Here is a 24,947-nt window from a genome sequence, read left to right on the forward strand (position 1 = left end):
ATGCATGGAATTGTCGATGGAGGATTGTTCCATGCACATAGACGACTTCGACCGCAAGCTGCTCGCCCATTTGCAGGAGGATGCGCGGCTGACGAACAACGAGCTCTCGGAGCGCGTCAACCTCTCGCCCTCGCAGTGCTCGCGCCGGCGCATGCGGCTGGAAGAGGAGGGGATCATCCGCGCCTACCGCGCCGAGCTCGACCGGGAGAAGCTCGATCTCGGCATCGTCATCATCGTCACGGTGACGCTCGCCACCCACAACCGCGACAATGCCCGGCGCTTCGCCCGCCTGATCTCCAGCCTGCCGGAGGTGCTGGAGGCGTTCTCGCTGACGGGGGAGATGGACTACGTCATCAAGGTGGTCGTGCCGAACCTCAAGGCGCTCTCGGCCTTCGTCAACGACGTGCTGCTGCCGCACGAATCCGTCTCGCACGTGAAGACGGCGATCGTGCTCGACACGCTGAAGGAAACGACCGCCCTGCCGCTGTGAAGGTGTTGTCGGTCGACAACAGTCGCCGCCCGCGTCCTGTTTCCTGCGGAACAGTGCGGAATCTCGCGTCGTTCTATGAAGCGATGACGAGACCGCCGCAACGTAGGAACAGGACGATGCAACCGAACGCCAGCAAGGAAAAGAACCCCGTCGCCGAAAGGCTTCGCCCCGTAGTCTACCTCTACGCGGCCGTCAACATCGTCGTGGCGATGCTTCTCTTCTCCACCGTCTCGCCGACGGTGGCAACGGAAGGCGGGCAGCAGGTCGCGGAGCTGCGGTGACGGGTGGTCCCGGCATGCCGTTGCCGCTATAGAGACGTCACGCGGCAACCGAGCGAGGACCCCATGGGCATGCTTCAGGCGGGCATCATCCCCGTCACCCCCTTCCAGCAGAACTGCACCATCCTCTTCGACAGCGAGACGAAGGACGGGGTCGTGATCGATCCCGGCGGCGACGTCGACACCATCGTCCGCACCGTCGAGGAGAACGGCATAAGGCTCAAGGCGATCTGGCTCACGCACGGCCATATCGACCACGCCGGCGGGGCGAAGGAACTGAAGGAGCGGCTCGGCGTCGACATCGTCGGCCCGCACCGGGACGACCTGCCGCTCCTGCAGAAGCTCGAATCGCAGGCGGCGATGTTCGGCGTGCCGATGGCGGTGAGGAACGTCGTGCCGGACCGCTGGCTCGCCGATGGCGACCGCGTCTCCTTCGGCGGGCACGAATTCGAGGTCTACCACACGCCGGGCCACGCGCCCGGCCACGTCATCTACTTCAACCGCGCGCAGGGTTTCGCCCATCTCGGCGACGTGCTGTTCCAGGGCTCGATCGGCCGGACGGACCTGCCCGGCGGCAACCACGAGCAGCTCCTGCAGTCGATCCGCGACAAGGTTTTTCCGCTCGGCGACGAGGTGGGCTTCCTCTGCGGTCACGGTCCCGGCGGGCGGATCGGCGACGAGCGCCGCAGCAACCCGTTCCTGCGCGGACTATAATAGAGAGGGCGGGTGCCGCGGCACCCGCCCTCTCTCATCGAAGCTTGCGCTCGCGCTCAGCCGGCGACGCAGAAATGCTCGCGGCCGTCATAGCCGACGAAGGTGCCGGTCTCGGGATTGAACGAGCGGTAGCGCTGCGTGCAGTAGCGGTACCAGGACTGGGTCCAGGGCTCGTAGCTCGGCACGACGGCCGGGCGGCGGTAGACGACGCGCGGCTCCGGATAATAGTCCGGCTCGACATAGATCTCGCGCTCGACGTAGCGCGGCTGCGAGGCGATGGCGCCGCCGATGATCAGGCCGGTGGCGAGCCCGAGCGCGCCGCCGACGACGGCGTCGCGGCCATGGTTGTGGCGGTGGTTGTAGTGCCGGTAGTGCCTGCGGTCGCCTTCGCGCCACTCGCGGTCACGCGCATGGGTGACGCCGGCGGTGGCGGTGAGCGTGGTGGCGGCGGCTGCAAGGGTCAGCACGAGGGCCTTGGCGAATTTGTTCATGGAACCGTTCCTCTGAACGCCGGCACGGTGCCGGTCGATGAGATCACTCTAGGACGGCGTGGCTGAACGGCGGCTGAACGAAAAAACCCGGCATCTCTGCCGGGCTCCAACGTGAATCTCCTGCAGAGACCGGTATCAGCCGGCGATCTGCAGATTGACCGCCTTCGGGCCTTTGCCCCGGCGATCCGGTTCCGTGTCGAAGCTCACCTTCTGGTTCTCGGAAAGGCCGTTCAGGCCCGAGGCCTGCACGGCGGAAATATGTACGAAGATATCCGCACCACCGTTGTCGGGCTTGATGAAACCGAAGCCCTTTTCGGTGTTGAAGAATTTTACGGTGCCAGTTTCGGCCATGCGTCAGGTCCTTTTCTCTCTGCCCGGATTCTCCTGGCGGGCAGCATAACAGTTTTGCCCCTTGGGGCGTTTGGCAGGCAGTTCTCGACGTTTGAGGAAAGGGTCCTGTTTACCGCGGGCCTGTCCGGCGTCCCATGGAACGACGGACGTCGGCCGCCCGGAATTTGTGCGTCTCCGGCCGCAATTGTTATAAGGTCTTCCCGTGTTCGCAAATTGCCCGAACAGTGCAAGAGTGCTGTGTTTATGTCGAATTGGCAAGCAAAAGTTTTTTTACCCGCGTTAGCCGCCTCATTATGGTCACAATCCGGGCGGCTGCCGAAAAAAAGCGCAGGTTTCGCGTCGTTTTGCGCAGTATTTGTATGACTTATGCTTCGGCCGGGACGGCGCGCCGGCCGCGCAGGAGCTCCGGCACCAGTTCGACGGCAAGCATCGCCACGAAGATGACCGCACAGCCGGCGTAACCCGCGGGCGGGATCGTCTCGCCGAGCAGCAACACGCCGAACAGGGCGGCGAACAGTGCTTCGCTCGACAGGAAGATCGCCGCCTGCGGCGCGGTCGTGTAGCGCTGCGCGATGTTCTGGCAGATGAAGGCGATGCCGCTCGAGAAGAACCCCGCGTAGAGGATTTCCATGAGCGCGCCCTCGATCGCGGCAAGGCTGATCGGCTCGGCGAGCGCGCCGAGCGCGCAGCCGAGCACCGCGCAGACGAAGAACTGCACCGCCGACAGCGCCGCGGGCCGGCCGGAGCGGACGGCGAAGACGCCGACCAGGATCATCTGCACGGACCAGAACACCGCGCAGACGATGGTGAGCGTATCGCCGAGGGTAAGCGCGGCAAGCGCCCCGCCGCTGAGCAGGTAGATGCCGACGGTCGCCAGGAACGCGGCGGGCCAGATGATCCAGTGCGGTCGGCGGCGCAGGAAGAGCACCGTCAGGATCGGCGTGAAGACGACGTAGAGGCCGGTGAGGAAGCCGGAATTGGTGACGGAGGTGGTGAGCAGGCCGACCTGCTGCGAGGCGGCGGCGGCAAAGAGCGCGAGGCCGACGAGGACGAAGCCCGCGGCGTCGGCGCGCCTGAGCGGGGTTTTGGCGCGCGCGTTTTCCCAGAGGGCGACGGGCAGGGCCACCAGCGTGGCGATGGCGAAGCGCAGGCCGATGAACCAGATCGGTCCCAGCGTCTCCATCGCCGTCGACTGGGCGATGAAGCCGGCGCCCCAGATGGCGCCGGAAAGCAACAGGAGAAGGTTCGCTTGGACGCGCGTCATGTGTCGAGAATCCGAAGGATCGCGGAGAGGGAAGGGGCGGGCGCCCCGTTTTCCCTCTGCTAGCAGGCGCCTGCGCCTTCGGCAAGGGCGGGGCTATTCTTCCGCGGCGGCGCGCGAGACGCGCAAGAGCGCGCCGTCCTCCCCGTCGGTCAGGATCAGGAGCGCACCGTCCGCGGCGACGACGACGTCGCGCAGCCGCCCGAACTCGCCGCCGAACAGCCGCTCCTCGGCGACGACGGCGCCGTCCTCGGCCCGCTCCAGCCGGGCGAGGAGCTGGTATTTCAGCGCCGCGACGATCAGGTTGCCCTCCCATTCCGGGAACATCGCGCCGCGATAGACGGCGATCGCGCCCGGCGCGATGGAGGGATCCCAATAGTAGAGCGGCTGGTCGAAGCCGTCTGCGGCCGAGCCGAGCTCGAACTCCGCGCCGGAATAGTGCCGGCCGTAGGAGGTGAGCGGCCAGCCGTAGTTGTGGCCGGGCTGCGGGGTGTTGATCTCGTCGCCGCCGCGTGCGCCGTGCTCGACGGTGATGAGCCTGCCGTCCGCCGGGTCGATGACGATGCCCTGCGGGTTGCGGTGGCCGATCGACCAGATTTCCGGCAGGCCCTCGGACGTGCCGAGATAGGGGTTGTCGGCATGCGGGCTGCCGTCCGGGTTGATGTGCAGGATCGAGCCGGCGTGGTCGCGCGGATCCTGGGCGCGCATGTCCTCGCCGCGGTCGCCGATGCCGAAGAACAGGCTGCCGTCGCCGGCGATCGCGATGCGCGAGCCGAAATGCTGGCCGCGCGAGGAGAACCGGTTCATGGCGAAGATGCGCGTCACGTCCTCGAGCGCCGTGCCGTCGGCCGAAAGCCGGGCGCGGGCGACCGCCGTGCCGGCGCCGCCGTCGCCGGGCGCGGCATAGGTGAGGTAGAGCGTGCGGCTTTCGGCGAAGTCGCGGGCGAGCGCGACGTCGAGCAGGCCGCCCTGGCCGATCTCGGCGACCTGCGGCACGCCGTCGATGGGTGCGGAGGCCTTGCCGTCGCGGATGATGCGCAGCGTCCCCGGCTTCTCGCTGACGAGATAGCCGCCGTCCGGCAGCGGCTCCACCGACCAGGGCTGGTCGAGCCCCGTCGCCAGCGTCTCGACGATGAGGTTCGCCTTCTTGCTCGGGAATTCGCGGGTTTCGGCGACGGCGGCCGTCAGGCCGAGGGTGCCTGCGAGCGCCGCGCCGGCGATACCCGCCCATATGGTCCGAAAATGCCGGTTTTCCGTTCGCATCGCCGTCTCCTGCCTTTGCCGTTACGTGGCCCGGAACCGGCGCCCTTTCAAGAGCGATATATGGGGGTAGGGCCGTGCGGCGCGTTCACTTTCGCGTGGGCAGCGTGTCGAGCACCGGCTTCTCGATGCCGGAGGTCTTCATGTGGTCGAGCGCGATCGCCGGCGGCGACATGAGGCTCACGACCATGGCGATGCAGGCGGCGAGCGCCGTCATGGCGATGAGGAACATGGCGCGCGACTCTCGGGCCTTGCGCTTGCCTGGGATCCTGTCGTCGTCCAGAAACATTTCGTCCCCCGTCTCGTCTCGTTCCGCGACGAAAATGGCCAGCCGAAATCGGCGCCAACGGGACCGAATTGCGGCAAGGCCCGACATTTATTGCGGCGAAAATGAGGCAGCCGGAAAACTTGGTGTTTCAGGCGTTTCCGGCGAATAAACGGCCATGCCCGGCCGTCTTCGACAGTTAACGGGCCATCCCATTCACGGCGGTGATGGCATCCATGAAAATTCGCGCCCGCGCCCGCGTCCTTCCGCTTTCGCGCTTGCAAGAGGCCCCCACATTCGACATAGACCTAACCGCCATGGGGCACTGCCGTTCCGTGGCGCGAAGCCGTCATCGAACCCGAACAGGACATCTCCATCATGGCCTTTCTTGCCGACGCCCTTTCCCGCGTGAAGCCCTCCGCCACCATCGCCGTCTCCCAGAAGGCCCGGGAACTGAAAGCCAAGGGCCGGGACGTCATCGGGCTCGGCGCGGGCGAGCCGGATTTTGACACGCCGGACAACATCAAGCAGGCGGCGATCGAGGCGATCAACCGCGGCGAGACGAAGTACACGCCCGTCTCCGGCATCCCGGAGCTGCGCGAGGCGATCGTCAGGAAGTTCAAGCGCGAGAACAATCTCGACTATACCGCCGCCCAGACCATCGTCGGCACCGGCGGCAAGCAGATTCTCTTCAACGCCTTCATGGCGACGATGAACCCCGGCGACGAGGTCGTCATCCCCACACCCTACTGGGTCTCCTATCCGGAGATGGTGTCTTTGTGCGGCGGCACGCCGGTCTTCGTCGCCACCACGCAGGAAAACAAGTTCAAGCTGAAGGCCGAGGACCTGGAAAGGGCGATCACGCCGAAGACCAAATGGTTCGTCTTCAACTCGCCCTCCAACCCGTCGGGCGCCGCCTACAGCCATGACGAGCTGAAGGCGCTCACCGACGTGCTGATGAGGCATCCGCACGTCTGGGTGCTGACGGACGACATGTACGAGCACCTGACCTACGGCGACTTCAGGTTCGCGACGCCGGTCGAGGTCGAGCCCGGCCTCTACGACCGCACGCTGACGATGAACGGCGTCTCCAAGGCCTATGCCATGACCGGGTGGCGCATCGGCTATGCCGCCGGCCCGCTTGCCCTCATCAAGGCGATGGACATGATCCAGGGCCAGCAGACCTCCGGCGCCTGCTCGATCGCCCAGTGGGCGGCCGTCGAGGCGCTGAACGGCCCGCAGGACTTCATCCCGGCCAACAAGAAGATCTTCGAGGGCCGCCGTGACCTCGTCGTCTCCATGCTCAACCAGGCCAAGGGCATCGAGTGCCCCTCGCCGGAAGGGGCGTTCTACGTCTATCCGTCCTGCAAGGGGCTGATCGGCAAGGCGGCGCCGTCGGGCAAGGTGATCGAGACGGACGAGGATTTCGTGTCGGAACTGCTGGAGGCGGAGGGCGTCGCCGTCGTGCACGGCTCGGCCTTCGGCCTCGGCCCGAACTTCCGCATCTCCTACGCGACCTCGGAAGCGCTGCTCGAAGAGGCCTGCAAGCGCATCCAGCGCTTCTGCGCGGCCTGCAAGTAAGAAACCGGCGCGAGGCCCCCTCGTCCGGCCCTCCGGGCCACCTTCTCCCCGGCAGAAAGAAGGGAAACCGTCATCGCCGCAATCCTCCTTCTCCCCATCGGGGAGAAGGTGTCGGCAGGCGGATGAGGGGGCGGCTCTCCGGACTTACAACCCGATCGCCGTCAGCATCAGGAAGGTGGCGAAGAGGATGAAATGGGTCATGCCCTCGATGGCGTTGGTCTCGCCGTCGTTGAGGTTGATGGCGGCGGCGATGAGCGTGATCGCCACCATCACCGTCTGGGTCGGCGACATGGCCATGACGAAGGGCTGGCCGGTGTAGAGCGCGATCGCCTCCATCACCGGCACGGTGAGGATGACGGTCGACAGCGACGCGCCCATGGCGATGTTGACGACCGACTGCATGCGGTTGGCGAGTGCCGCGCGCAGCGCCGTCAGGATTTCCGGGGCGGCAGAGATCGCCGCGACGACGACCGCCATCAGCGCCGGCGGCGCGCCGGAGCCCTTCAGCCCCGCCGTCAGCAGCACCGACATCACCTCCGCCAGCGCGCCGATCAGCACCACGCCGACGACGATGACGGCGATGGCGAGCGCGGCCGGTTCCTCTTCGGCGGGGTCGCCGGCAGGGTCCTTGCGCTCGCCGCGCGGATAGGTGTAGCTGAAGAAATAGCTGTGCACGCCCACCTGCATGCGCAGGAACAGCGCGTAGAGCGAGATCATCGCGCCGATGGTGAAGGCGGAATAGAGGTGCCAACTCTGGCGCGGCACGAATTCCGGCACGACCATGGAGATGCCCATCGCCGTCAGGATCATCACGCCGTAGGTCTTGCCGGAATCGTCGTTGTAGGGCTGCTCGCCGTGGCGGATGCCGCCGAGCAGGGCGGCAAGCCCGAGGATGCCGTTGATGTCGAGCATGACGGCGGCGTAGATCGTGTCGCGCACCAGCGTCGGCGAGGTCTCGCCGCGCATCATGATGGCGAGGATGACGACCTCGACCAGCACGGCCGACAGCGTCAGGATCATCGTGCCGTAGGGATCGCCCACCTTGGCCGCCAGCACCTCGGCATGGTGGGCGATGCGCGTCGACACGAGCACGATCGCCGCGACGATCGCGAAGGCGGCGACGAGCATCGGCAGCCGTCCCGCCTCCATCAGCGCGTGCTCGGTGCTGTAGGCGGCGACCGCCGCGGCGAGGCCGATCAGCAGGAAACGTTCCTTCAGCAGGCTGGACAGCATGGGCGGACGGCTCCTCGGCATGGACTCTGCCGATAGATGTAGCCGCGGCGGCGGAAAAGGAAACGCCCGCAATACGTTTCCGTCATACTCCCTCTGCCCTGCCGGGTATCTCCCCCACAAGGGGGGAGATTGGATGGAGTGCCGTTTCGCCCTCCTCGGAGGGGCGTATCTGAAACGGGGTTTGTCCCCTTGCCCGATCTTCTCCTTGGGGGAGATGCCCGGCAGGGCAGAGGAGATGTCGCGAAGTTCACGCCACGTGGGCGAGCGCCGGGTAGTCCGTGTAGCCCTTCGCGCCGCCGCCGTAGAACGTGTCCTTGTCGGGCGTATTGAGCGGCGCGTTCTCCTTGAGGCGCTGCACGAGGTCCGGGTTGGCGATGAAGAGCTTGCCGAAGGCGACGAGGTCGGCCCTGCCGCTTTCGACGGCGTCGATCGCGAGCGCCCGGTCGTAGCCGTTGTTGACCATCCAGGCGGCCTTGCCGCCGGCGGCATGGTAGGCGGCGCGCAGCGCGGCGTAGTCGAAGGGCCTTTCGCCCTGGCTGTGGTCGCGCGCCCCGCCCGTCGCGCCCTCGATGACGTGGATATAGGCGAGCCCGTAGCGGGCGAGGCCCTCGACGACATGGGTGAAGAGCGGCTGCGGGTCCGGGTCGAAGGCGTCGTTGGCGGGCGTCACCGGCGAGATGCGGATGGCCGTGCGGCCGGCGCCGATCTCCTGCGTGATCGCGTCGACGACCTCGAAGAGCAGGCGGGCGCGATTCTCGATCGGGCCGCCGTAGGCGTCCGTGCGGTGGTTGGAGCCCGCGCGCAGGAACTGGTCGATGAGGTAGCCGTTCGCCGCGTGGATCTCCACGCCGTCGAAGCCGGCGTCGATCGCCGCGCGCGCGGCGCGGCGGTAGTCCTCGACGATGCCCGGCAGTTCGGAAATGTCGAGTGCGCGCGGCTCGGAGGTCTCCGCGAAGGAACCGGTTCCGTCGGGATTGACGAGATAGGTCTTGGATCTGGCGCGGATCGCCGAGGGGGCGACGGGCTTGCCGCCGCCCGGCTGCAGGGTCTCGTGCGAGATGCGCCCGACATGCCACATCTGCACGACGATCTTGCCGCCGGCCCGGTGCACGGCGTCCGTCACCTGGCGCCAGCCTTCGAGCGCCTCGGGCGTGTAGAGGCCCGGCACGTCGGCATATCCCTGGCCCTGCTGGGTGATGGCGGTCGCCTCGGTGATCAGCAGGCCGGCGGTGGCGCGCTGCTCGTAATAGGCGGCGTTCAGCGTGTTCGGCACGGCGCCCGGCGAGCGGTTGCGCGTGAGCGGCGCCATGACGATGCGGTTGGAAAGCGCGATGTCGCCGACGGTGATGGGGTCGAAGAGCGAGGTCATGGGAGGTCCTTCTGCTGGGTGGGATGAGATGCGCTCAGAGTGCACGGGAAAGATGGTCGAGAAAGGCGGCGATCGCCGCCTCGTCGCGCTTGTAGAACACCCACTGGCCGACCTTGCGCGTGGTGACGAGACCGGCGCGCTGCAGGACGGCGAGGTGGGCGGAGACGGTGGATTGGGAAAGATCGCAGCGCCGCTCGACCTGGCCGGCGCAGACGCCGAAATCGAGCGGATGCTCCTGGCCGGCGAAGTGCCGCTCCGGCTCCTTCAGCCAGGCGAGGATTTCCAGCCGTTTCGGGTGGGCGAGCGCCTTCAGGATTTCGTCGGTGTCCGGGGTCATATCGCTCCATCGCGATTTTTCGATTCTTGTATCGAGTTTCGACGATATTGTATCGGCTCCGACGTCGCGCAAGGGGCAAGGCAAAAAAAAGGGCCACAAGCTCGAGGCTCGGGCCCTGTCAGTCGTGAAGGTCTTGGAACCTCCAGAGGGGAACAGCCGACGCGCGGCACTGGGAGGAGAAAGACCGCGAGTGCGTCGACTGATCAAGATATGGATGCAGCGGTCCCGTTCTTCAAGGGTGACCATGCCAAGATTTTCACCGGAAGCGAAATTCCGTTCCCGGAACGGAAGGCAAAAAAAGAGGGCCGCAAGTCGAACTTGGGCCCTTTGTAGTTTTGAAGGTAATAAACCTCCAGAGGGGAACAGCTGCTGCGGTGGCACTGGGAGGAAAAAGCCACCAAAGTGCATCAGCTACGGGCGATATGATGCTTTTTCGGGCATACATCAATCAATGAATGTGCATGCCAGCCATGCGCGAGGCGCAGGTCTTGGCGAATCTGCCTTAAAAATTCCAGTTGCGTGCCTTGGCGACGATGAAATCGCGGAAGGCCTTGAGCTTGGCCGCATTCTTCATCTCGCTTGGATAGCAGAAATAGGTGTCGAAGGAGGGCACGTCCGCATTGGTGACGAGCTGGATCAGGCCGGGGTCGCGGCCGACGATATAGTCCGGCAGCATGGCGATGCCGATGCCGAGCAGGCAGGCGCGCTTGATCGAGGTGAGGCTGTTGATCTGCAGCACCGAGGGGCGCGGATTGTCGGAATCGCGGCCGGCGATCTCCAGCCAGTTGACGTCGAGCAGGTAGTTCGGCGCGGGCTCGCCGAAGGTGATGATCTTGTGCTTGTCGAAATCGTCGATCGACTGCGGCTCGCCGTAGCGGTTGATGTAGGAGGGGGCGGCGTAGACGTGCATGTGCACGGTGAAGAGCTTGCGCTGGATGAGGTCCGACTGCTGCGGCTCGCGCAGCCGGATCGCGCAGTCGGCGTGGCGCATGTTCACGTCGAGCTCCTCGTTGTCGAGGATGAGCTGCACCTGCATGTCGGGATAGAGCGCGAGGAATTCCTGCACCTTGTCGGTGAGCCAGCCCTGGCCGAGGCCGACGGTGGTGGTGATGCGCAGCTTGCCGCTCGGCTTCTCGGTGTTCTCGGTGAGCTGCACGCGCACGCTTTCGAGCTTCATCAGCACGTCGTGGGCGGTGCGGTAGAGGATCTCGCCCTGCTCGGTGAGGATGAGGCCGCGGGCGTGGCGGTGGAACAGCTTGATGCCGACGTCCTGCTCGAGCGCGCTCACCTGGCGGCTGATCGCCGATTGCGAGAGATGCAGCTTGTCGGCCGCATGCGTGAACGAGCCTGCCTCGGCCGCGGCATGGAAAATCCGCAGCTTGTCCCAGTCGAGCGGCATCCTATCCCCCATATGTCCTCGCAGCGGGAACCCGGTGTTTCCCGCCCCATCGCTGATCCACTGTTCCCACGTCGGGATCCGGGACGAATCCCGCTCCCTTATTGGCGGCTTCTACTCGGCCGCAATTGCGACAGGCCTATGACCCGCAAGATATTTTTCCGCTTCGAGCGCGGCCATGCAGCCCATGCCGGCTGCCGTCACGGCCTGGCGGTAGACGTCGTCCGTCACGTCGCCGGCGGCGAAGACGCCGGGCACGTCGGTCGCCGTCGAATCGGGTGCGGTCCACAGATAGCCGTTCGGCTTCAGGCGCAGCTTGCCCTTGAAGAGCTCGACGGCGGGTGCGTGGCCGATCGCGACGAAGACGCCGTCGGTCGCGAGATCCTGCGTCTCGCCGGTCTTCGTGTTGCGGAGCCGCACGCCGTTGACGGAGGCCGGGATCGGCGGTCTCGCCTCGGCGCCGAGATACGCGATCACCTCGTGGTCCCAGATCACCCGCACGTTCTCCCTGGCGAAGAGCCGCTCCTGGAGGATGCGTTCCGCGCGGAAGCCGTCGCGCCTGTGGACGACGGTCACGGTGCGGGCGAGGTTGGCGAGGTAGAGCGCCTCCTCCACGGCCGAGTTGCCGCCGCCGACCACGACCACGTCCTTGTTGCGGTAGAAGAAGCCGTCGCAGGTGGCGCAGGCCGAGACGCCGAAGCCCTGGAATCTGGCCTCGGTCTCGATGCCGAGCCAGCGGGCCTTGGCGCCGGTGGCGATGATGAGGGCGTCGGCCGTCCATTCGGTCCCGCTGTCGGTGGAGATGCGGAACGGGCGCACGTCGAGGTCGACGTTCGTCACGAGGTCGTTGACGATCTCGGCGCCGACGTGCTGCGCCTGCTTCAGCATCTGCTCCATCATCCACGGGCCCTGGACCGGATCGGCATAGCCCGGATAGTTCTCCACGTCCGTGGTGATCATGAGCTGGCCGCCCTGCTCCATGCCGGCGATCAGCACCGGCTCCAGCATGGCGCGGGCGGTATAGATGGCGGCGGTGTAGCCGGCGGGGCCGGAGCCGATGATCAGCACCTTGACGTGACGTGCGGACATGGTCGTTCCTTTCGGGGCGCTCGGCCGGCCTCGGGCCCGCATCGCGGGACGGCGGCGAGGGGCTCTCGCATATCTCTGTTCGGCCTCCATTTATGAGGGCGGAGGCCCCGGTTTCAAGCCCGGCCCGGCCGTTGCCAACAGACGGCGAAGGAGCGTGACATATTTGTGCCTCTTCCTGTAATAATATTGCGTCAATCAGGCGATTCGGATCACATCCGGTCGCGCCCGTGAAAGGTCCGTATCCACCCATGTTTCGCGCCGAACTCGATGCCATCGATCTCCGCATCCTGAAGGAACTGCAGGCGGACGGGCGGATGACCAATGTCGAGCTCGCCGCGCGCGCCGGCATTTCCGCCCCGCCGTGCCTCAGGCGCGTGCGCAAGCTGGAGGAGGCGGGCATCATCGAGGGCTACACGGCGATCCTGAACGCGCCGGCGCTCGGCTACGACCTCGTCGCCTTCTGCATGGTGGGCCTGCGCCACCAGTCGGAGGCCAACCTCAAGGCCTTCGCCGCGGCGACCGCCGAATGGCCGATGGTGCGCCAGGCCTGGATGGTCTCCGGCGACAGCGACTTCCTGCTCCATTGCGTGGCCGAGAATCTCACCCGCTTCCAGGACTTCGTCATCGAGGAGCTGACCGCCAACGAGCAGGTCGACACGGTGCGCACCATGCTGACGATCCGCCAGGTGAAGAAGGTCGGGCTGGTGGAGCTGTGATGGCGCCGTCGCAACGCGAGGGGCTTTTCCCGTGGATCCGGCGCAAGCTGGAGAAGAAGGCGCGGCGGCTTGCCGGCCGGGGCCGGCGCCTGCTGGGGCTCAGCCACACCGCGCCGCTCGGCGAGCCCGACGTCTTCGAGCTGCTGCGCGACAGGTCCGTCGCCCTCGTCGGCAATGCGCAAAGCCTGACCGGGACGGATCGCGGCGCGGTGATCGACGCCCACGATCTCGTCATCCGGTGCAATGCCGCGCCGATCCCGGACGTCCGCTCGCACGGGGCGAAGACCGACATCATCGCGACCAGCATCGGCTTCGACGCCGGGGTGATGGACGCGCGCAGGGCACGCTACCTGTTCTGGATGTCGCCGCAGCGGGACGACCTGCCGGGCTGGATGCTCCGGTGGCCGGGCTTCTTCCTCTTTCCCGAGGAAAGCCACCGCGTGCTGCTGGCGGCGATCGGCCGCCGGCCGACGACGGGCCTGATGGTGATCGCGCTGCTGTCCCGCTCGCCGTGCCGGAAAGTGAGCCTCCACGGCTTCGATTTCTTCCGCAGCCAGTCTCTGTCCGGCGTCTTGCGCAAGGCCACGCCGCACGATCCCGCGGCGGAGGAGCGTTTCGTCTCGGATCTCGTCCGGGCCGATCCGCGGTTTTCCCTTAATTGACGTTCGATCGGCGCCGTCCGGGCGCACTGAAGGTGCACATGCAGAAAATCGGCGATTTTTGGGTTCCCGACGTCGACGCGCGGCCGGGGGAGAATCTGGAGAAGAGCCGGCGCGGCTTCGAGGGGCGGGCGGGTATCCAGATCGCCCATCTCGAACGCGCGCTCGAACTCGTCCCGGGACGGGAGCTCGCAATTGACGGCGGCGCGAATGTCGGCGCCTGGACAAGGCTCATGGCGAAGCACTTCCGGCGCGTGCACAGCTTCGAGCCCAATCCGGAGGTCGTCGCCTGCCTTGCGCGCAACGTCGAGGAATGGGGGGCGGCCGATGTCGCCACGGTTCATCCGAAGGGCCTTTCCGACCGCCGCGAGTTCGTCGCCATGGGGACGAAGGAAGGCGCGCGCACCGTCACCGGCAGGATCGTCGGGCAGGGCGACATCGAATGCGTGACGATCGACAGCCTCGACCTCGAGGCGTGCTCGCTCCTCAAGCTCGATCTCGAGGGCTACGAGGCGCAGGCGCTGGCCGGGGCGGCCGGGACCATCCGGCGATACCGGCCCTGGATCCTGATCGAGAACAAGCGCGGCTTCCTCGAACGGATCGTCGGGACAAAGGCGCAGCGCTTCCTCGCGCGGAACGGCTACAGGCTCGTCGAGAAGATCGGCGACAAGGGCATAGACTGGCTGTTCAGCCCCGCCTGACGTCCCCGCCATCGCGGGCGAGCCCGGCGATCTCGCCGAAGAGATCGCGGGCCTTCTCCGTGCAGAGGCGCAGCCCCGCCTCGATCCTCGCGCGTTCCTCGTCGGAATAGTCTTCGGCGCCGCCCTGGGCGAGGCGCTCGCGCAGCTCTTCCGCCGTAACCAGCCGTTGCCTGCCGAGGCCGAAATCGTCGAGGAGCGCGGCGATCTTCCAGGAATTCGAATCCACGGCCAGGAACGGCGTTCCGGTGAAGAGGCAGAAGCAGACGGCGTGGAAACGGCCGGTGACGTGCAGCCTTGCGCGCAGGAGATGGGCGATGAACTCCTCCTCCGTCCGGCTGAACAGGATCTTGCGGTCGAGCGCTCCGGCCGCCGCCGCATGAGCGTGGATGAAGGCCTCGCGAAGCTGCCGGATCGGAAACGGCCAGTGCGCCCGCGGCGCTTTCAGCGTCGTCAGGATCGGCAGGAAGAAGGTATCCGGCGAATGGCGGGCGATCTCGCGCAGCGTCCTGCTCAGCGTCCTGGAGACGGAATCGCCGACGAGGATGCGGTCCCGCCCGGGCCCGCCGGGGGCGGCGAGCATGCCGTCGGAAAGCGACATGTCGGGCACGACCGGCGTCCTCCTGCCGGTCAGCGCCTCGATCTCCGCGGCGCTGCGGGAATCGCGCGCCGAGACGAGGGCGATCTTGTCGAGGTAGCGCCGCCACTCTTTCGGGTTGTCCTGGTAGAGGGTGTTGATCAGCGCGACCGGCTTGCCGGCCCGGGCCGGGTGGTCGACGACCTTCAGGAGGCGCAGGGCGCTCTGCGCGCCGTGATGGAACGTGCCTTCGCCGTTGATGACGACGAGGTCGCTGCGGCCCATCGCGTCGAGGAACGCACGGTCGTTCTCCCAGTCGTTGCGGATCGGGCTGCGGCCGGCGATCTCGATGCCCTGCCCGGCAAGCCGCTTCTCGATGAGGCGCATGACGCGCAGGCAGCCGAAATGCCGGTCTGCGCGCGTGTCGTTCATGAGGACGGCTCTGATGGGCATGCGCGGTTCTCGGTTTTCCAAGGGATGCGATCCCGTGTGGGGATAGTCAATCGGACGGGCGCTTGCAACCTGTCCGCCGTGGTAGCCAAGGGGGCGGCGGTTCTATATGGAGCATTATGGTTTTCGGTTCCGACAGGCCCCTGTGGCGCGCGTTCCTCAAGATAGGCACGCAACTCGTTCTCGGCAGGGAGCGGGCGCATTTCCATAACTGGTTCCCGGGGCTCGATCTGCATGTGCCCGCCGGTCCCGCCGAGACTGGTTCCATCGTCCATCGCGGGCGAACGGTCGGCCGGCTGCACCATCCGGAGGTCCTGCGCCGGCGGGCGGGCGCGGACATCGTGATCGTCGGCTCCGGCCCGTCCGTGCGCGAGAACGACGTTTCCCGGCTGCCGGCGGACACGGCGATCCTGCTCAACGGTGCGATCAACCTCGTGCCCGGGGTGATCGCTTCGCCGCTTGCCGTGGCGATCGAGGACGAGCGCTTCGTCTGGCGCCACCACGATGCGATCGTCCGCACCGTCGCGCCGGGCACGATCTGCCTGCTCTCGGTCGGCGTCATCCGCGCGCTCTGCGAGCTCGATGCGCATTGGCTCGCCGAGCGGACCGTCGTCCTGATCGACGACGTCTGCAAGCCCTATCGCCGGCCCCGGCGCAGGGCGGAGGAGGTCGCGGCGCTGGAATATGTCCGGACGGACGGGAAGGGGTTCGGCTTTTCGCTTTGTCCGGCGCGGGGCGTCGTCCAGGGCGGCTCGGTGGTGGTGAGCGTCTTCCAGTTCGCGGTCTACTGCCGGCCGCGCGCGATCGGCTTCGTCGGCATCGACCTTGCGAATGCCGACGCGCCGCGCTTCTACGAAAGCCGCGGCCGGAAGGCCTTTTCCGGCGTCGCAGCGGCGACGGACCGGATCCTTTCGTCGCTTGCCGCCGGCTTGCCCGTCTGCGCGCAGAACGGCATCACGCTCCGCAACCATTCGCGGCACTCGGCGCTGGCGCGGATCGGGCTCGATTACGATCCGCGCCTTGCCGCCGCGTCGTAGACGGCGGCGAGGCGGCCTGCCTCGCCCTCGATCGTGAAATGCCGCATGACATGCGGGCGGGCCCGCGCCGCGGCCGCCAGGCGCCGGGCATCGTCGTCCATGAAGCGGGCGGTCGCCTCCGCCACGGCGTCGAGATCGCCGGGCGGCACGACGACGCCGGTTTCCTCCTCGCCCGTCGCGACGATCTCCGCGAAGGCGCCGACGTCGGTGGCCACCACCGGCACGCCGGTCGCCATGGCTTCGAGCGGGGTGAGGCCGAAGCCTTCCCAGCGCTGCGGCGCGACGAACAGGTCGAGGGTGCGGTACCAGGCGTTGATGTCGGTGTGCTCGCCGACGAAGGCGATGCGGTCGGCAAGGCCGGCGGCGCGGACCTTCTCCCTCAACCCGGCCTCGAAGGCGGCGTGCTGCGCGGTGGCGCGGCCCGCGACGACGGCCGCCCAGCCCGGCCGCGACGGCAGCAGCCGGATCATCGCGTCGACGAAGAGGTCGGTTCCCTTCTGATGGCGGACGCGACCGAAGCAGCCGATAACGTTCAGGCCCGGGTCGAGGCCCTTTTCCCTCCTGGCCGCGACCTTGTCGGCGGCGGGGGAGAAGCGTTCCGGGTCGATCCCGTGCATGACGACGGTGGCGGGCACGTCGAGATAGGCGGCCGTCTTGCCGCTCGTCGCCACGACGGCGTCCATCCGCCGGATGAGGAACTTCGTCCAGCCGGTATGGCGGCGCTGCGAGGCCGAAGTGAAGACGAGCTTCAGCGGCATGCGCAGGAGATCGCGGAGAAGGATGCCGGGCAGCATCTCGAGGTTGCGACGCGCATGCCAGATCCGCCAGCGCCGCCCCGCCGGCGGCGACCACAGGCGAAGAAGGTCCCGCCAGCGCAGGAACGGCAGGTGCGGGGGCAGGCCCGGCCCGAGCGTCGCGACCTTCTGCCCGAGCCGGTTCTGCACCGGCACGAGCTGGATGATGGTCGACGTCACGCCGGAGAGGCGGCGCTTGAAGTTGGGTGCAATGACCTCGACGTCACGCATGTCGGTGACTGCCGGCATGGGGATGCGTTCACCCCCAGGTGACGGCGAGGATTTCGTAGGCCTTGGAGCCGCCCGGCGCGTTGACCTCGATCGAATCGCCGACCTCCTTGCCGATGAGGGCGCGGGCGATCGGCGAGGAGATGGAGATGCGGCCGGCCTTCACGTCGGCCTCCTGGTCGCCGACGATCTGGTAGACCTTCTCCTCCTCGGTGTCCTCGTCGACGAGCTTTACGCGGGCGCCGAACTTGATCTTGGAGCCGGACATCTTGGAAAGGTCGATGACCTCGGCGCGGGCGACGAAGTCCTCGAGCTCGGTGATGCGGCCCTCGTTGTGGCTCTGCGCTTCCTTGGCGGCGTGATATTCGGCGTTTTCCGAAAGGTCGCCGTGCGCGCGCGCCTCGGCGATCGCCTCGATGATCCGCGGACGTTCCTCCTGCTGGCGCCAGCGCAGCTCCTCCTGCAGCTTGACGAAACCGTCCTGAGTCATCGGTACCTTTTCAACCATAATATTCCGTCCTTCAGCCTAGGCCGCCCGGGCCTTCCACCCGTGCACACGCAAAAGAAAACGGTCTCCGGAGAAAAACCCCGGAACCGTCGAAAGCGTTTGAACGCCGCTTATAGCAGATTGCCGGCCGGGAAAGCCAGTTTTTTCGCCGCAGGCCGTGCCGCCCGCCGGCGGAACAATCTCCCCGCGCGCCCGTTTGGCACCCATTGCGGGAGATGCCTGATGACGACGCGCGACCTCGCCCATCTGGAAGGACGGATCAACGCCCACCGGCGCCTGCTGGTGGAGCTTCTCTCCGTCGTCGCCGCACTGCCCGAGGCGCGCGACGCGCTCGTCGCCATGGCGCGCGAGAACGAGACCGTCGCCGACCACGAGGAGGATCCGGGGCTGGAGCCCGATGCCGCCTTCGCGGCGCAGCAGGTCGCCGACGACGAGATCCGCGCGATCCTGAGGGCCGCCATGGAGCGGCTCGACGCACGCCCGGCCCCGACGAGCACAAGGGAGTGATCCGATGAACATGTTGCAGAAGATTTCCGGCTATTTCAAACAGTTCGCGGGCGAGTTCGCCGGCGACCAGCGCGTCTACGACGAGGGGCGCGCCGAGGCGGGCCATGATCCGCAGCCGGCGCCGTCGCCTTCGCGGGACGGCGGCGGCGTGGCCGCCATCCATGCCGACGCCGCGCCGCAATTCGAGGTGTCGCGGGAAGGAGCCACCAACAACGGCGTTTCGAGCGCCAAGCCGCGCGTCATCACCGGCAGCGACGACGCGACGGCCCACAGCGGTCCGCTCGGCGCCGGCCCCGCCGAGCCGGCCTGGTCGGCCGGCTTCGACGAGACCGCGCCGCGGCTCGACCGGGAAGGACCGGCGCCGGACTATTCCGATCCGGAGCAGCTGAAGCTCTACCGGCTGGTGCCGATCGCCGCCCCCGGCGACACCAACTGGGACCTCGCGCCGAACCAGGGCGAGGTGGTGGTGCGGGCGCGTTCGAGCGGTGACGCCCGCGTCGTCGCGGCCGAGGCGGAGCTCGACTTCACCGAGATCGACGCGCTTCCGGGCGACGGCAATTCCACGACCTCCGACAGCGCGTTCCGCAACGAGCGGCTCTATACCGTCGTCGACGAGACCGATCCCGCCTATCCGGCGGAGGGGCCGCGGGGCGTCGTCGCCGGTTCCATCCGCACCGACAACATCCGCCCGACCGAACTCTGAAGGAGACCCCCATGGCAAACGGCAAGGCAGCCCGGACGGCAGAGCGCCAGCGCGACATCCAGGACGAGGTCGCCGCGGCGGACGGCAGGAAGGACGAGAAGAAGCCGGAGGCGATGCAGGCCGGCGCGCGGCCCTATCCCGTGCCGCCCTTTCCCAAGCAACACCAGCCCAAGCCCGGCGACGAGGCGAAGCTCGATCCGCCGCCGATGTACGACGCACCCTTCTACCGCGGTTCGGAGAAGCTGAAGGACAAGGTGGCGCTGATCACCGGCGGCGATTCGGGGATCGGCCGGGCCGTCGCGGTGCTGTTTGCCCGCGAGGGCGCGGACGTGGCGATCGCCCATCTCGCCGAGGGCAGGGACGCCGCGGAGACCGTCGCCGCCGTGGAGGCGGAGGGACGGCGCGCCATCGCCATTGCCGGCGACGTGCGCGACAAGGCCTTCTGCCGCGACGCGGTGGCGAAGACCGTGAAGGCCTTCGGCAAGCTCGACATCCTCGTCAACAACGCCGCCTTCCAGGTGCACACCAAGGATATCGTCGACCTTTCGGAAGAACATTTCGACGAGACGCTGAAGACCAATCTCTACGGCTATTTCTTCATGGCGCAGGCGGCGGTGCCGCACATGAAGCCGGGCTCGGCGATCGTCAACACCGGCTCGGTGACCGGCCTCGACGGCTCGAAGGCGCTCCTCGACTATTCGATGACCAAGGGCGGCATCCACGCCTTCACGCGCTCGCTGGCAAGCCAGCTCATCGGCCGCGGCATCCGCGTCAACGCGGTCGCGCCCGGCCCCGTCTGGACGCCGCTCAACCCCTCCGACAAGGAGGCGGAGGAGGTCGCCGAGTTCGGCGCGAAGGTGCCGATGAAGCGCCCCGCGCAGCCGGAGGAGCTCGCCCCGGCCTACGTCTTCCTCGCCTCGCCGCACTGCTCCAGCTACATCACCGGCGAGATACTGCCGATCGTCGGGGGGTATTGATGGGCGGTCTCAGGCGGCCCGCGACAGGAGGTCCTCGGGCAGATGCGCCCGCGCGCCGAGGACTTCGAGGCCGACGATGCGGCCGTCCTTGTCGTAGTCGAGCATGATGCCTTGCGAGACTTCTTCCGTCTCGACGATGTCCTTGTCGGAAAAGCGGATGTAGGCCGCATCGACGGCAGGATCGTATTCGACTTTCAGGGGCATGCCGGCTTCCTCGCGCCTCGGTCGACGAATGCGGATATTATCCGTATTTCGTCGCTTGCTTCAACAACAACGACACGCAGTACGCGCCCTTCGAGGGCATTGATCGATCGGTAGAGCCGTTCGATGTCCGGGCCTCCCGGATCGTCCGTGCGCCAATCAGGAGCGCGGACGGTCGCTTCGACCCAGGCTCGATCAAGCCCGCGCTCCCGGATCACGGTTTCCGCGTGAAGCGAGTAGCGCAAGAGCTTGAGCATCCATTCGCCTCAGAAATAGCTCTGCAGCGGCCGGACTTCCAGCTGGCCCTGCTTCAGCGCGCGGATCGCCTGGGCGGCGGCTTCGGCGCCGGCCATGGTGGTATAGTAGGGCACCTTCTGCATCAGCGCGGCGCGGCGCAGCGACTTCGAATCCGAGATCGCCTTGGTGCCGTCCGTCGTGTTGATGACGAGGCTCACCTGGCGGTTGCGGATCGCGTCCTCGACATGCGGGCGGCCTTCCTGCACCTTGTTGACCTTGGTGGCCTCGATGCCGTTCTCGGCGAGGAAGCGGGCGGTGCCGGAGGTGGCGAGCACGCGGAAGCCGATGCCGGTCAGGATGCGGACGGCGGGAAGCACGCGCTCCTTGTCCTCGTCGCGCACCGAGACGAAGACCGCGCCGTCGCGCGGCAGGTCGACGCCCGCACCCAGCTGCGACTTGGCGAAGGCGAGCGCGAAGTCCGTGTCGAGGCCGATGACCTCGCCGGTCGAGCGCATCTCCGGCCCGAGCAGCGTGTCGACGCCGGGGAAGCGGGCGAAGGGGAAGACGGCTTCCTTGACGGCGATGTGTTTCAGGTTGCGCGGATCGGGTTTTGCGCCATAGGCGGCGATCGCCGCGTCCAGCGCCTCGCCGGCCATGACGCGGGCGGCGATCTTGGCGATCGGCGCGCCGATGGTCTTGGCCACGAAGGGCACGGTGCGCGAGGCGCGCGGGTTCACCTCCAGCACGTAGATCGTGCCGTCCTTGATGGCATATTGCACGTTCATCAGGCCGCCGACGTCGAGCGCCTTGGCGAGCGCCTGCGTCTGGCGCTCCAGCTCGTCGACGATCTCCTTCGAGAGCGTGCGCACCGGCAGCGAGCAGGCACTGTCGCCCGAATGGATGCCGGCCTCCTCGATGTGCTCCATGATGCCGGAGACGAAGACGCTCTTGCCGTCGCAGAGCGCGTCGACGTCGACCTCGACGGCATTGGTGAGGTAGCTGTCGAAGAGCAGCGGGTTCTTGCCGAGCAGCGTGTTGATCTGGCCGGTCTTGTCGTTCGGGTAGCGCTGCTTGATGTCCTCCGGCACCAGTTCCGGCACGGTGTCGAGCAGGTAGGTCTGCAGCTGGCCTTCCGAATGGATGATCTGCATGGCGCGGCCGCCGAGCACGTAGGACGGGCGCACGACCAGCGGGAAGCCGATCTCGCCGGCCACCAGCCGGGCCTGCTCGACCGAATAGGCGATGCCGTTGTTCGGCTGGTTGAGGTCAAGCTTCTGCAGGAGCTTCTGGAAGCGGTCGCGGTCCTCGGCGAGGTCGATCATGTCCGGCGCGGTGCCGAGGATCGGGATGCCGTTCTTCTCCAGCGCTTCGGCGAGCTTCAGCGGCGTCTGGCCGCCGAACTGGACGATGACGCCGACGAGCTCGCCGTTGGTCTGCTCGGCGCGCATGATCTCGATCACGTCCTCGGCCGTCAGCGGCTCGAAATAGAGCCGGTCGGAGGTATCGTAGTCAGTCGAGACGGTCTCCGGGTTGCAGTTGACCATGATCGCCTCGTAGCCGGCGTCCTTCAGCGCGAAGGCGGCATGGCAGCAGCAATAGTCGAACTCGATGCCCTGGCCGATGCGGTTCGGCCCGCCGCCGAGGATGACGACCTTCTTGCGGTCGGAGATCTGCGCCTCCGAGCGCGTCTCGCCGGCGAAGGGGGCCTCGTAGGTGGAGTACATGTAGGCCGTCGGCGAGGCGAATTCGGCGGCGCAGGTGTCGATGCGCTTGAAGACGGGGCGCACGTTGAGCCGGTTGCGGATCTCGGCCACTTCCTTCGGCCGCTTGCCGGTGAGCGTGGCGAGCCTTGCGTCGGAGAAGCCCATGGCCTTCAGCATGCGCAGATTGGCGGCATCCTCGGGCAGGCCGTGCTCGCGGATGCGGGCCTCCATGTCGACGATCGCCTTGAACTGGGCGATGAACCACGGATCGATCTTCGAGCTCTCGTGCACGTCCTCCGGCGACATGCCGAGGCGCAGCGCCTGGGCGACCATGCGCAGCCGATCCGGCGTCGGCGTGGCGATGGCGGCGCGGATGGCGTTCCTGTCGTTGCCGTCGCCCAGCCCGGGGATCTCGATCTCGTCGAGGCCGGTCAGGCCCGTTTCGAGGCCGCGCAGCGCCTTCTGCAGCGATTCGGCGAAGGTGCGGCCGATGGCCATGACCTCGCCGACCGACTTCATGGCGGTGGTCAGCGTCGGCTCGGCGCCCGGGAATTTTTCGAAGGCGAAGCGCGGGATCTTCGTCACCACGTAGTCGATGGACGGCTCGAAGGAGGCCGGGGTGGCGCCGCCGGTGATGTCGTTCTCCAGCTCGTCCAGCGTGTAGCCGATGGCGAGCTTGGCGGCGACCTTGGCGATCGGGAAGCCGGTCGCCTTGGAGGCGAGTGCCGAGGAGCGCGAGACGCGCGGGTTCATCTCGATGACGACGAGGCGGCCGTTCTCCGGGTTGACGGCGAACTGCACGTTCGAGCCGCCGGTCTCTACCCCGATCTCGCGCAGCACCGCGATCGAGGCGTTGCGCATGATCTGGTATTCCTTGTCCGTCAGGGTCAGCGCCGGGGCCACCGTGATCGAATCGCCGGTATGGACGCCCATCGGGTCGATGTTCTCGATCGAGCAGATGATGATGCAGTTGTCCGCTGTGTCGCGGACCACTTCCATCTCGTATTCCTTCCAGCCGAGCACCGATTCCTCGATCAGCACCTCCGTCGTCGGCGAGGCGTCGAGGCCGCCGGAGACGATGTCGAAGAACTCCGAGCGGTTGTAGGCGATGCCGCCGCCGGTGCCGCCGAGCGTGAAGGAGGGGCGGATGATCGCCGGCAGGCCGATCTCGTCCAGCGCCTGGGCGGCGATCGCCATGGCGTGGCTCATGTAGCGCTGCTTGCGGTCGGTCTCGCCGAGGTTCCAGCGGTTTTCGAGCTCGTCCAGCGCGTTGTCGAGCGCGTCGCCGGAAAGCTCGGCCTTGAGCTTGGCGCGTTCGGCCTCGTGTGACTTGCGGTCCTGGTCCTTGATGTCGGTGGCATTGGCGAGCATCGACTTCGGCGTCTCCAGGCCGATCTTCGCCATCGCTTCGCGGAACAGCGCCCGGTCCTCGGCCTTGTCGATCGCTTCCGGCTTGGCGCCGATCATCTCGACATTGTAGCGGTCGAGCACGCCCATTCTCTTGAGCGACAGCGCCGTGTTGAGCGCCGTCTGGCCGCCCATGGTCGGCAGCAGCGCGTCGGGGCGCTCCTTGGCGATGATCTTCGCTACCACTTCCGGGGTGATCGGCTCGACATAGGTGGCGTCGGCAAGGCCCGGGTCGGTCATGATCGTCGCCGGGTTGGAGTTGACGAGGATGACGCGGTAGCCTTCCTCCTTCAGCGCCTTGACGGCCTGCGTACCGGAATAGTCGAATTCGCAGGCCTGGCCGATGACGATCGGCCCCGCGCCGATGATGAGGATCGATTTCAGGTCTTGGCGCTTGGGCATCTCTCTATCCGTTCTCCGGCGTGCGCGAAAAACCGGCCAAGGCGAGGGGTTCACCGGGCCGGGCGCGCAAATATGGTCTTTCAAGGCTAGACGCGGCTTATAGGCAAATGGGGGCTCGAGCGAAACCCCGAAATTGCCGAATCGACAGGAAATATGCACGGAGCTCGCCAGTGCGCCCATGCCGCAGGGCAGGGCGGCCGGGCGAGGCCCCGTCAGTCCCGCGCCAGGATGGCGGGCAGGTCCGCGAGGATGCCGTCGCGGGCGCGCAGGCTGGTGCGGGGCTCCTGCTTCTTCTCGTCCTGCAGCAGCCGCGCGAAGACGACCGTGCGTCCGCCGCGCTGCGCCCAGCCGACATACCAGCCCCATGGCCGCCGGTAGTCGAACGTGCCGTCCGCCTGGCGGGGATAGGCCATGCCGGTCTTGCCCCACGAGCGCCAGCCGCCGTCGATGTCGCGCCGCTCGACGATCTCCATCGTCTTCGCGATGGCGTCGGCGGAGACCGGCAGGTCGCGGTTCACCAGCCTGCGCAGGAAATCCACCTGCTCGCGCGGCGAGATTTTCAGCGAGGAGGCGATCCAGGACCGCTCCAGCCCGTTGTCCTTGCCGGGATCGCCCGTCATGTCGGCATTGCCGTAGGCGAAGGCCTCGGCATAGCCGCGCAGCCGCTTTGCGCCGAGGAAGCGGGCGATCTGCTGCGAATACCAGACGACGGAGAACTGCAGCCACTGCTGCGGGCCGGTCGGCTGCCGCCAGGCGTCCCCGCCCCAGTCCGGATAGCCCTTCACATAGGGCAGGTTCGGTTCCGCGGCGTTCTTCAGGAAGCCGGAATCGTAGCCCATCAAGGCCAGCGGCACCTTGAAGGTGGAGGCCGGCGTCACGCGCGTCGCGCAATCGCCTTCCTCCAGGATGGTCTTGCCGCTCGCCGCGTCCGCGACGATCGTGCAGAGAATGCGGGCCTCGGCGGGAGCGGCGAACCCTGCGGCCAGCAGCAGGCCGGCTGCGAAAAGGCGTATGTCCATCGGGTCGTC

The 24,947-nt window shown here is 67.1% G+C and carries 28 protein-coding genes; 11 read left to right on the plus strand and 17 right to left on the minus strand.

The genetic code is table 11. The features are described 5' to 3' along the window. Positions 1 to 31 precede the first annotated feature (31 nt). The 3 genes from NNZ72_RS17035 (at position 32) to NNZ72_RS17045 (ending at position 1,482) form a co-directional block, all read left to right on the plus strand. Positions 32 to 490: an Lrp/AsnC family transcriptional regulator gene (locus NNZ72_RS17035; protein WP_371747775.1), complete on the plus strand. Its 459-nt coding sequence runs from the start codon at positions 32 to 34 to the stop codon at positions 488 to 490. A gap of 116 nt (positions 491 to 606) precedes the next feature. Beyond that, positions 607 to 771, plus strand: coding sequence for a hypothetical protein (locus tag NNZ72_RS17040; RefSeq protein WP_257316614.1), 165 nt, complete (start codon positions 607 to 609; stop codon positions 769 to 771). A gap of 69 nt (positions 772 to 840) precedes the next feature. Continuing rightward, entirely contained in the window at positions 841 to 1,482 is a 642-nt protein-coding gene (locus NNZ72_RS17045; protein WP_371747777.1) for an MBL fold metallo-hydrolase, read from the plus strand. A gap of 56 nt (positions 1,483 to 1,538) precedes the next feature. On the opposite strand, the gene NNZ72_RS17050 is transcribed toward NNZ72_RS17045, so the two are convergent. The 5 genes from NNZ72_RS17050 to NNZ72_RS17070 all read right to left on the minus strand — a co-directional run bounded on the left by NNZ72_RS17050 (position 1,539) and on the right by NNZ72_RS17070 (position 5,134). Further along, the gene (locus NNZ72_RS17050; protein ID WP_257316615.1) at positions 1,539 to 1,973 is read right to left on the minus strand and encodes a BA14K family protein; all 435 of its coding nucleotides are present in this window, start codon (positions 1,971 to 1,973) and stop codon (positions 1,539 to 1,541) included. A 135-nt stretch (positions 1,974 to 2,108) separates the two neighbouring features. Further along, positions 2,109 to 2,324 carry a cold-shock protein gene (locus NNZ72_RS17055; protein ID WP_064330734.1) on the minus strand — a complete coding sequence of 72 codons (216 nt, stop codon included), beginning with the start codon at positions 2,322 to 2,324 and terminating at the stop codon, positions 2,109 to 2,111. A gap of 364 nt (positions 2,325 to 2,688) precedes the next feature. Next, positions 2,689 to 3,588: a DMT family transporter gene (locus NNZ72_RS17060; RefSeq protein ID WP_257316616.1), complete on the minus strand. Its 900-nt coding sequence runs from the start codon at positions 3,586 to 3,588 to the stop codon at positions 2,689 to 2,691. 93 nt (positions 3,589 to 3,681) lie between these two features. Next, positions 3,682 to 4,848 carry a PQQ-dependent sugar dehydrogenase gene (locus tag NNZ72_RS17065; RefSeq protein ID WP_257316617.1) on the minus strand — a complete coding sequence of 389 codons (1,167 nt, stop codon included), beginning with the start codon at positions 4,846 to 4,848 and terminating at the stop codon, positions 3,682 to 3,684. Between the two features lie 85 nt (positions 4,849 to 4,933). After that, the gene (locus NNZ72_RS17070) at positions 4,934 to 5,134 is read right to left on the minus strand and encodes a hypothetical protein (protein ID WP_257316618.1); all 201 of its coding nucleotides are present in this window, start codon (positions 5,132 to 5,134) and stop codon (positions 4,934 to 4,936) included. Positions 5,135 to 5,488: 354 nt separating this feature from the next. On the opposite strand from NNZ72_RS17070, the gene NNZ72_RS17075 reads away from it, so the two are divergent. Beyond that, positions 5,489 to 6,691: a pyridoxal phosphate-dependent aminotransferase gene (locus tag NNZ72_RS17075; RefSeq protein ID WP_257316619.1), complete on the plus strand. Its 1,203-nt coding sequence runs from the start codon at positions 5,489 to 5,491 to the stop codon at positions 6,689 to 6,691. A gap of 144 nt (positions 6,692 to 6,835) precedes the next feature. Here the strand turns inward: NNZ72_RS17075 and NNZ72_RS17080 are convergent, their stop codons facing one another. From NNZ72_RS17080 to trxB, 5 genes are all read right to left on the minus strand, one after another. Further along, positions 6,836 to 7,924, minus strand: coding sequence for a calcium:cation antiporter (locus NNZ72_RS17080; RefSeq protein WP_257316620.1), 1,089 nt, complete (start codon positions 7,922 to 7,924; stop codon positions 6,836 to 6,838). Between the two features lie 247 nt (positions 7,925 to 8,171). Continuing rightward, positions 8,172 to 9,293 carry an alkene reductase gene (locus NNZ72_RS17085; protein WP_257316621.1) on the minus strand — a complete coding sequence of 374 codons (1,122 nt, stop codon included), beginning with the start codon at positions 9,291 to 9,293 and terminating at the stop codon, positions 8,172 to 8,174. 34 nt (positions 9,294 to 9,327) lie between these two features. Beyond that, entirely contained in the window at positions 9,328 to 9,630 is a 303-nt protein-coding gene (locus tag NNZ72_RS17090; protein WP_257316622.1) for an ArsR/SmtB family transcription factor, read from the minus strand. A gap of 502 nt (positions 9,631 to 10,132) precedes the next feature. Next, positions 10,133 to 11,029: a LysR family transcriptional regulator VtlR gene (locus NNZ72_RS17095; RefSeq protein ID WP_257316623.1), complete on the minus strand. Its 897-nt coding sequence runs from the start codon at positions 11,027 to 11,029 to the stop codon at positions 10,133 to 10,135. Positions 11,030 to 11,140: 111 nt separating this feature from the next. Then, on the minus strand, positions 11,141 to 12,115 hold the full coding sequence (trxB, locus tag NNZ72_RS17100) for a thioredoxin-disulfide reductase (protein WP_257316624.1): 975 nt from the start codon (positions 12,113 to 12,115) through the stop codon (positions 11,141 to 11,143). A 248-nt stretch (positions 12,116 to 12,363) separates the two neighbouring features. Here trxB and NNZ72_RS17105 point away from each other — a divergent pair, with 248 nt between their 5' ends. Genes NNZ72_RS17105 through NNZ72_RS17115 form a run of 3 tightly spaced genes read left to right on the plus strand, consistent with a single transcriptional unit; the run spans position 12,364 to position 14,191 of the window. Beyond that, entirely contained in the window at positions 12,364 to 12,831 is a 468-nt protein-coding gene (locus tag NNZ72_RS17105; RefSeq protein WP_257316625.1) for an Lrp/AsnC family transcriptional regulator, read from the plus strand. After that, the gene (locus NNZ72_RS17110) at positions 12,831 to 13,493 is read left to right on the plus strand and encodes a glycosyltransferase family 29 protein (RefSeq protein ID WP_257316626.1); all 663 of its coding nucleotides are present in this window, start codon (positions 12,831 to 12,833) and stop codon (positions 13,491 to 13,493) included. The genes NNZ72_RS17105 and NNZ72_RS17110 overlap by 1 nt, the downstream gene beginning before the upstream one ends. 38 nt (positions 13,494 to 13,531) lie before the next feature. Next, entirely contained in the window at positions 13,532 to 14,191 is a 660-nt protein-coding gene (locus tag NNZ72_RS17115; RefSeq protein ID WP_257316627.1) for an FkbM family methyltransferase, read from the plus strand. Here the strand turns inward: NNZ72_RS17115 and NNZ72_RS17120 are convergent. Continuing rightward, on the minus strand, positions 14,178 to 15,218 hold the full coding sequence (locus NNZ72_RS17120) for a polysaccharide pyruvyl transferase family protein (protein WP_257316628.1): 1,041 nt from the start codon (positions 15,216 to 15,218) through the stop codon (positions 14,178 to 14,180). The two genes, NNZ72_RS17115 and NNZ72_RS17120, sit on opposite strands and share 14 nt — an antisense overlap. Positions 15,219 to 15,334: 116 nt before the next feature. Here NNZ72_RS17120 and NNZ72_RS17125 point away from each other — a divergent pair, with 116 nt between their 5' ends. Then, positions 15,335 to 16,252, plus strand: a complete 918-nt coding sequence (locus NNZ72_RS17125; protein WP_257316629.1) for a glycosyl transferase — start codon at positions 15,335 to 15,337, stop codon at positions 16,250 to 16,252. Here NNZ72_RS17125 and NNZ72_RS17130 read toward each other — a convergent pair. Next, entirely contained in the window at positions 16,222 to 17,295 is a 1,074-nt protein-coding gene (locus NNZ72_RS17130) for a glycosyltransferase family 4 protein (protein WP_257316630.1), read from the minus strand. The two genes, NNZ72_RS17125 and NNZ72_RS17130, sit on opposite strands and share 31 nt — an antisense overlap. A gap of 10 nt (positions 17,296 to 17,305) precedes the next feature. After that, positions 17,306 to 17,782 carry a transcription elongation factor GreA gene (gene greA, locus NNZ72_RS17135; protein ID WP_184143358.1) on the minus strand — a complete coding sequence of 159 codons (477 nt, stop codon included), beginning with the start codon at positions 17,780 to 17,782 and terminating at the stop codon, positions 17,306 to 17,308. A gap of 222 nt (positions 17,783 to 18,004) precedes the next feature. Between greA and NNZ72_RS17140 the strand changes: the two genes are divergently transcribed. The 3 genes from NNZ72_RS17140 to NNZ72_RS17150 all read left to right on the plus strand — a co-directional run bounded on the left by NNZ72_RS17140 (position 18,005) and on the right by NNZ72_RS17150 (position 19,969). Then, on the plus strand, positions 18,005 to 18,289 hold the full coding sequence (locus NNZ72_RS17140) for a hypothetical protein (protein WP_257316631.1): 285 nt from the start codon (positions 18,005 to 18,007) through the stop codon (positions 18,287 to 18,289). 385 nt (positions 18,290 to 18,674) lie between these two features. Next, on the plus strand, positions 18,675 to 18,992 hold the full coding sequence (locus NNZ72_RS17145) for a hypothetical protein (RefSeq protein ID WP_371747778.1): 318 nt from the start codon (positions 18,675 to 18,677) through the stop codon (positions 18,990 to 18,992). 11 nt (positions 18,993 to 19,003) lie between these two features. Continuing rightward, the gene (locus NNZ72_RS17150) at positions 19,004 to 19,969 is read left to right on the plus strand and encodes an SDR family oxidoreductase (RefSeq protein ID WP_257316632.1); all 966 of its coding nucleotides are present in this window, start codon (positions 19,004 to 19,006) and stop codon (positions 19,967 to 19,969) included. Between the two features lie 9 nt (positions 19,970 to 19,978). Here NNZ72_RS17150 and NNZ72_RS17155 read toward each other — a convergent pair whose 3' ends face one another. The 4 genes from NNZ72_RS17155 to blaOXA form a co-directional block, all read right to left on the minus strand. Next, positions 19,979 to 20,173, minus strand: a complete 195-nt coding sequence (locus NNZ72_RS17155) for a DUF2283 domain-containing protein (protein ID WP_257316633.1) — start codon at positions 20,171 to 20,173, stop codon at positions 19,979 to 19,981. Next, entirely contained in the window at positions 20,164 to 20,427 is a 264-nt protein-coding gene (locus NNZ72_RS17160; RefSeq protein ID WP_257316635.1) for a DUF4258 domain-containing protein, read from the minus strand. The genes NNZ72_RS17155 and NNZ72_RS17160 overlap by 10 nt, the downstream gene beginning before the upstream one ends. A gap of 9 nt (positions 20,428 to 20,436) precedes the next feature. Continuing rightward, positions 20,437 to 23,919 carry a carbamoyl-phosphate synthase large subunit gene (carB, locus tag NNZ72_RS17165; protein WP_257316636.1) on the minus strand — a complete coding sequence of 1,161 codons (3,483 nt, stop codon included), beginning with the start codon at positions 23,917 to 23,919 and terminating at the stop codon, positions 20,437 to 20,439. A 212-nt stretch (positions 23,920 to 24,131) separates the two neighbouring features. Beyond that, on the minus strand, positions 24,132 to 24,938 hold the full coding sequence (blaOXA, locus tag NNZ72_RS17170; RefSeq protein WP_257316637.1) for a class D beta-lactamase: 807 nt from the start codon (positions 24,936 to 24,938) through the stop codon (positions 24,132 to 24,134). Positions 24,939 to 24,947: the final 9 nt, after the last annotated feature.

Origin of the sequence: Shinella pollutisoli (assembly GCF_024609765.1) — a bacterium.
GTDB lineage: Bacteria > Pseudomonadota > Alphaproteobacteria > Rhizobiales > Rhizobiaceae > Shinella > Shinella pollutisoli.

Bases quoted from the DNA above. Each gene is read 5' to 3' on its own strand.
- NNZ72_RS17035 (WP_371747775.1), top strand. From the start codon at position 32: ATGCACATAGACGACTTCGACCGCAAGCTGCTCGCCCATTTGCAGGAG.
- NNZ72_RS17040 (WP_257316614.1), top strand. From the start codon at position 607: ATGCAACCGAACGCCAGCAAGGAAAAGAACCCCGTCGCCGAAAGGCTT.
- NNZ72_RS17045 (WP_371747777.1), top strand. From the start codon at position 841: ATGCTTCAGGCGGGCATCATCCCCGTCACCCCCTTCCAGCAGAACTGC.
- NNZ72_RS17050 (WP_257316615.1), bottom strand. From the start codon at position 1,973: ATGAACAAATTCGCCAAGGCCCTCGTGCTGACCCTTGCAGCCGCCGCC.
- NNZ72_RS17055 (WP_064330734.1), bottom strand. From the start codon at position 2,324: ATGGCCGAAACTGGCACCGTAAAATTCTTCAACACCGAAAAGGGCTTC.
- NNZ72_RS17060 (WP_257316616.1), bottom strand. From the start codon at position 3,588: ATGACGCGCGTCCAAGCGAACCTTCTCCTGTTGCTTTCCGGCGCCATC.
- NNZ72_RS17065 (WP_257316617.1), bottom strand. From the start codon at position 4,848: ATGCGAACGGAAAACCGGCATTTTCGGACCATATGGGCGGGTATCGCC.
- NNZ72_RS17070 (WP_257316618.1), bottom strand. From the start codon at position 5,134: ATGTTTCTGGACGACGACAGGATCCCAGGCAAGCGCAAGGCCCGAGAG.
- NNZ72_RS17075 (WP_257316619.1), top strand. From the start codon at position 5,489: ATGGCCTTTCTTGCCGACGCCCTTTCCCGCGTGAAGCCCTCCGCCACC.
- NNZ72_RS17080 (WP_257316620.1), bottom strand. From the start codon at position 7,924: ATGCTGTCCAGCCTGCTGAAGGAACGTTTCCTGCTGATCGGCCTCGCC.
- NNZ72_RS17085 (WP_257316621.1), bottom strand. From the start codon at position 9,293: ATGACCTCGCTCTTCGACCCCATCACCGTCGGCGACATCGCGCTTTCC.
- NNZ72_RS17090 (WP_257316622.1), bottom strand. From the start codon at position 9,630: ATGACCCCGGACACCGACGAAATCCTGAAGGCGCTCGCCCACCCGAAA.
- NNZ72_RS17095 (WP_257316623.1), bottom strand. From the start codon at position 11,029: ATGCCGCTCGACTGGGACAAGCTGCGGATTTTCCATGCCGCGGCCGAG.
- trxB (WP_257316624.1), bottom strand. From the start codon at position 12,115: ATGTCCGCACGTCACGTCAAGGTGCTGATCATCGGCTCCGGCCCCGCC.
- NNZ72_RS17105 (WP_257316625.1), top strand. From the start codon at position 12,364: ATGTTTCGCGCCGAACTCGATGCCATCGATCTCCGCATCCTGAAGGAA.
- NNZ72_RS17110 (WP_257316626.1), top strand. From the start codon at position 12,831: ATGGCGCCGTCGCAACGCGAGGGGCTTTTCCCGTGGATCCGGCGCAAG.
- NNZ72_RS17115 (WP_257316627.1), top strand. From the start codon at position 13,532: ATGCAGAAAATCGGCGATTTTTGGGTTCCCGACGTCGACGCGCGGCCG.
- NNZ72_RS17120 (WP_257316628.1), bottom strand. From the start codon at position 15,218: ATGCCCATCAGAGCCGTCCTCATGAACGACACGCGCGCAGACCGGCAT.
- NNZ72_RS17125 (WP_257316629.1), top strand. From the start codon at position 15,335: ATGGTTTTCGGTTCCGACAGGCCCCTGTGGCGCGCGTTCCTCAAGATA.
- NNZ72_RS17130 (WP_257316630.1), bottom strand. From the start codon at position 17,295: ATGCCGGCAGTCACCGACATGCGTGACGTCGAGGTCATTGCACCCAAC.
- greA (WP_184143358.1), bottom strand. From the start codon at position 17,782: ATGGTTGAAAAGGTACCGATGACTCAGGACGGTTTCGTCAAGCTGCAG.
- NNZ72_RS17140 (WP_257316631.1), top strand. From the start codon at position 18,005: ATGACGACGCGCGACCTCGCCCATCTGGAAGGACGGATCAACGCCCAC.
- NNZ72_RS17150 (WP_257316632.1), top strand. From the start codon at position 19,004: ATGGCAAACGGCAAGGCAGCCCGGACGGCAGAGCGCCAGCGCGACATC.
- NNZ72_RS17155 (WP_257316633.1), bottom strand. From the start codon at position 20,173: ATGCCCCTGAAAGTCGAATACGATCCTGCCGTCGATGCGGCCTACATC.
- NNZ72_RS17160 (WP_257316635.1), bottom strand. From the start codon at position 20,427: ATGCTCAAGCTCTTGCGCTACTCGCTTCACGCGGAAACCGTGATCCGG.
- carB (WP_257316636.1), bottom strand. From the start codon at position 23,919: ATGCCCAAGCGCCAAGACCTGAAATCGATCCTCATCATCGGCGCGGGG.
- blaOXA (WP_257316637.1), bottom strand. From the start codon at position 24,938: ATGGACATACGCCTTTTCGCAGCCGGCCTGCTGCTGGCCGCAGGGTTC.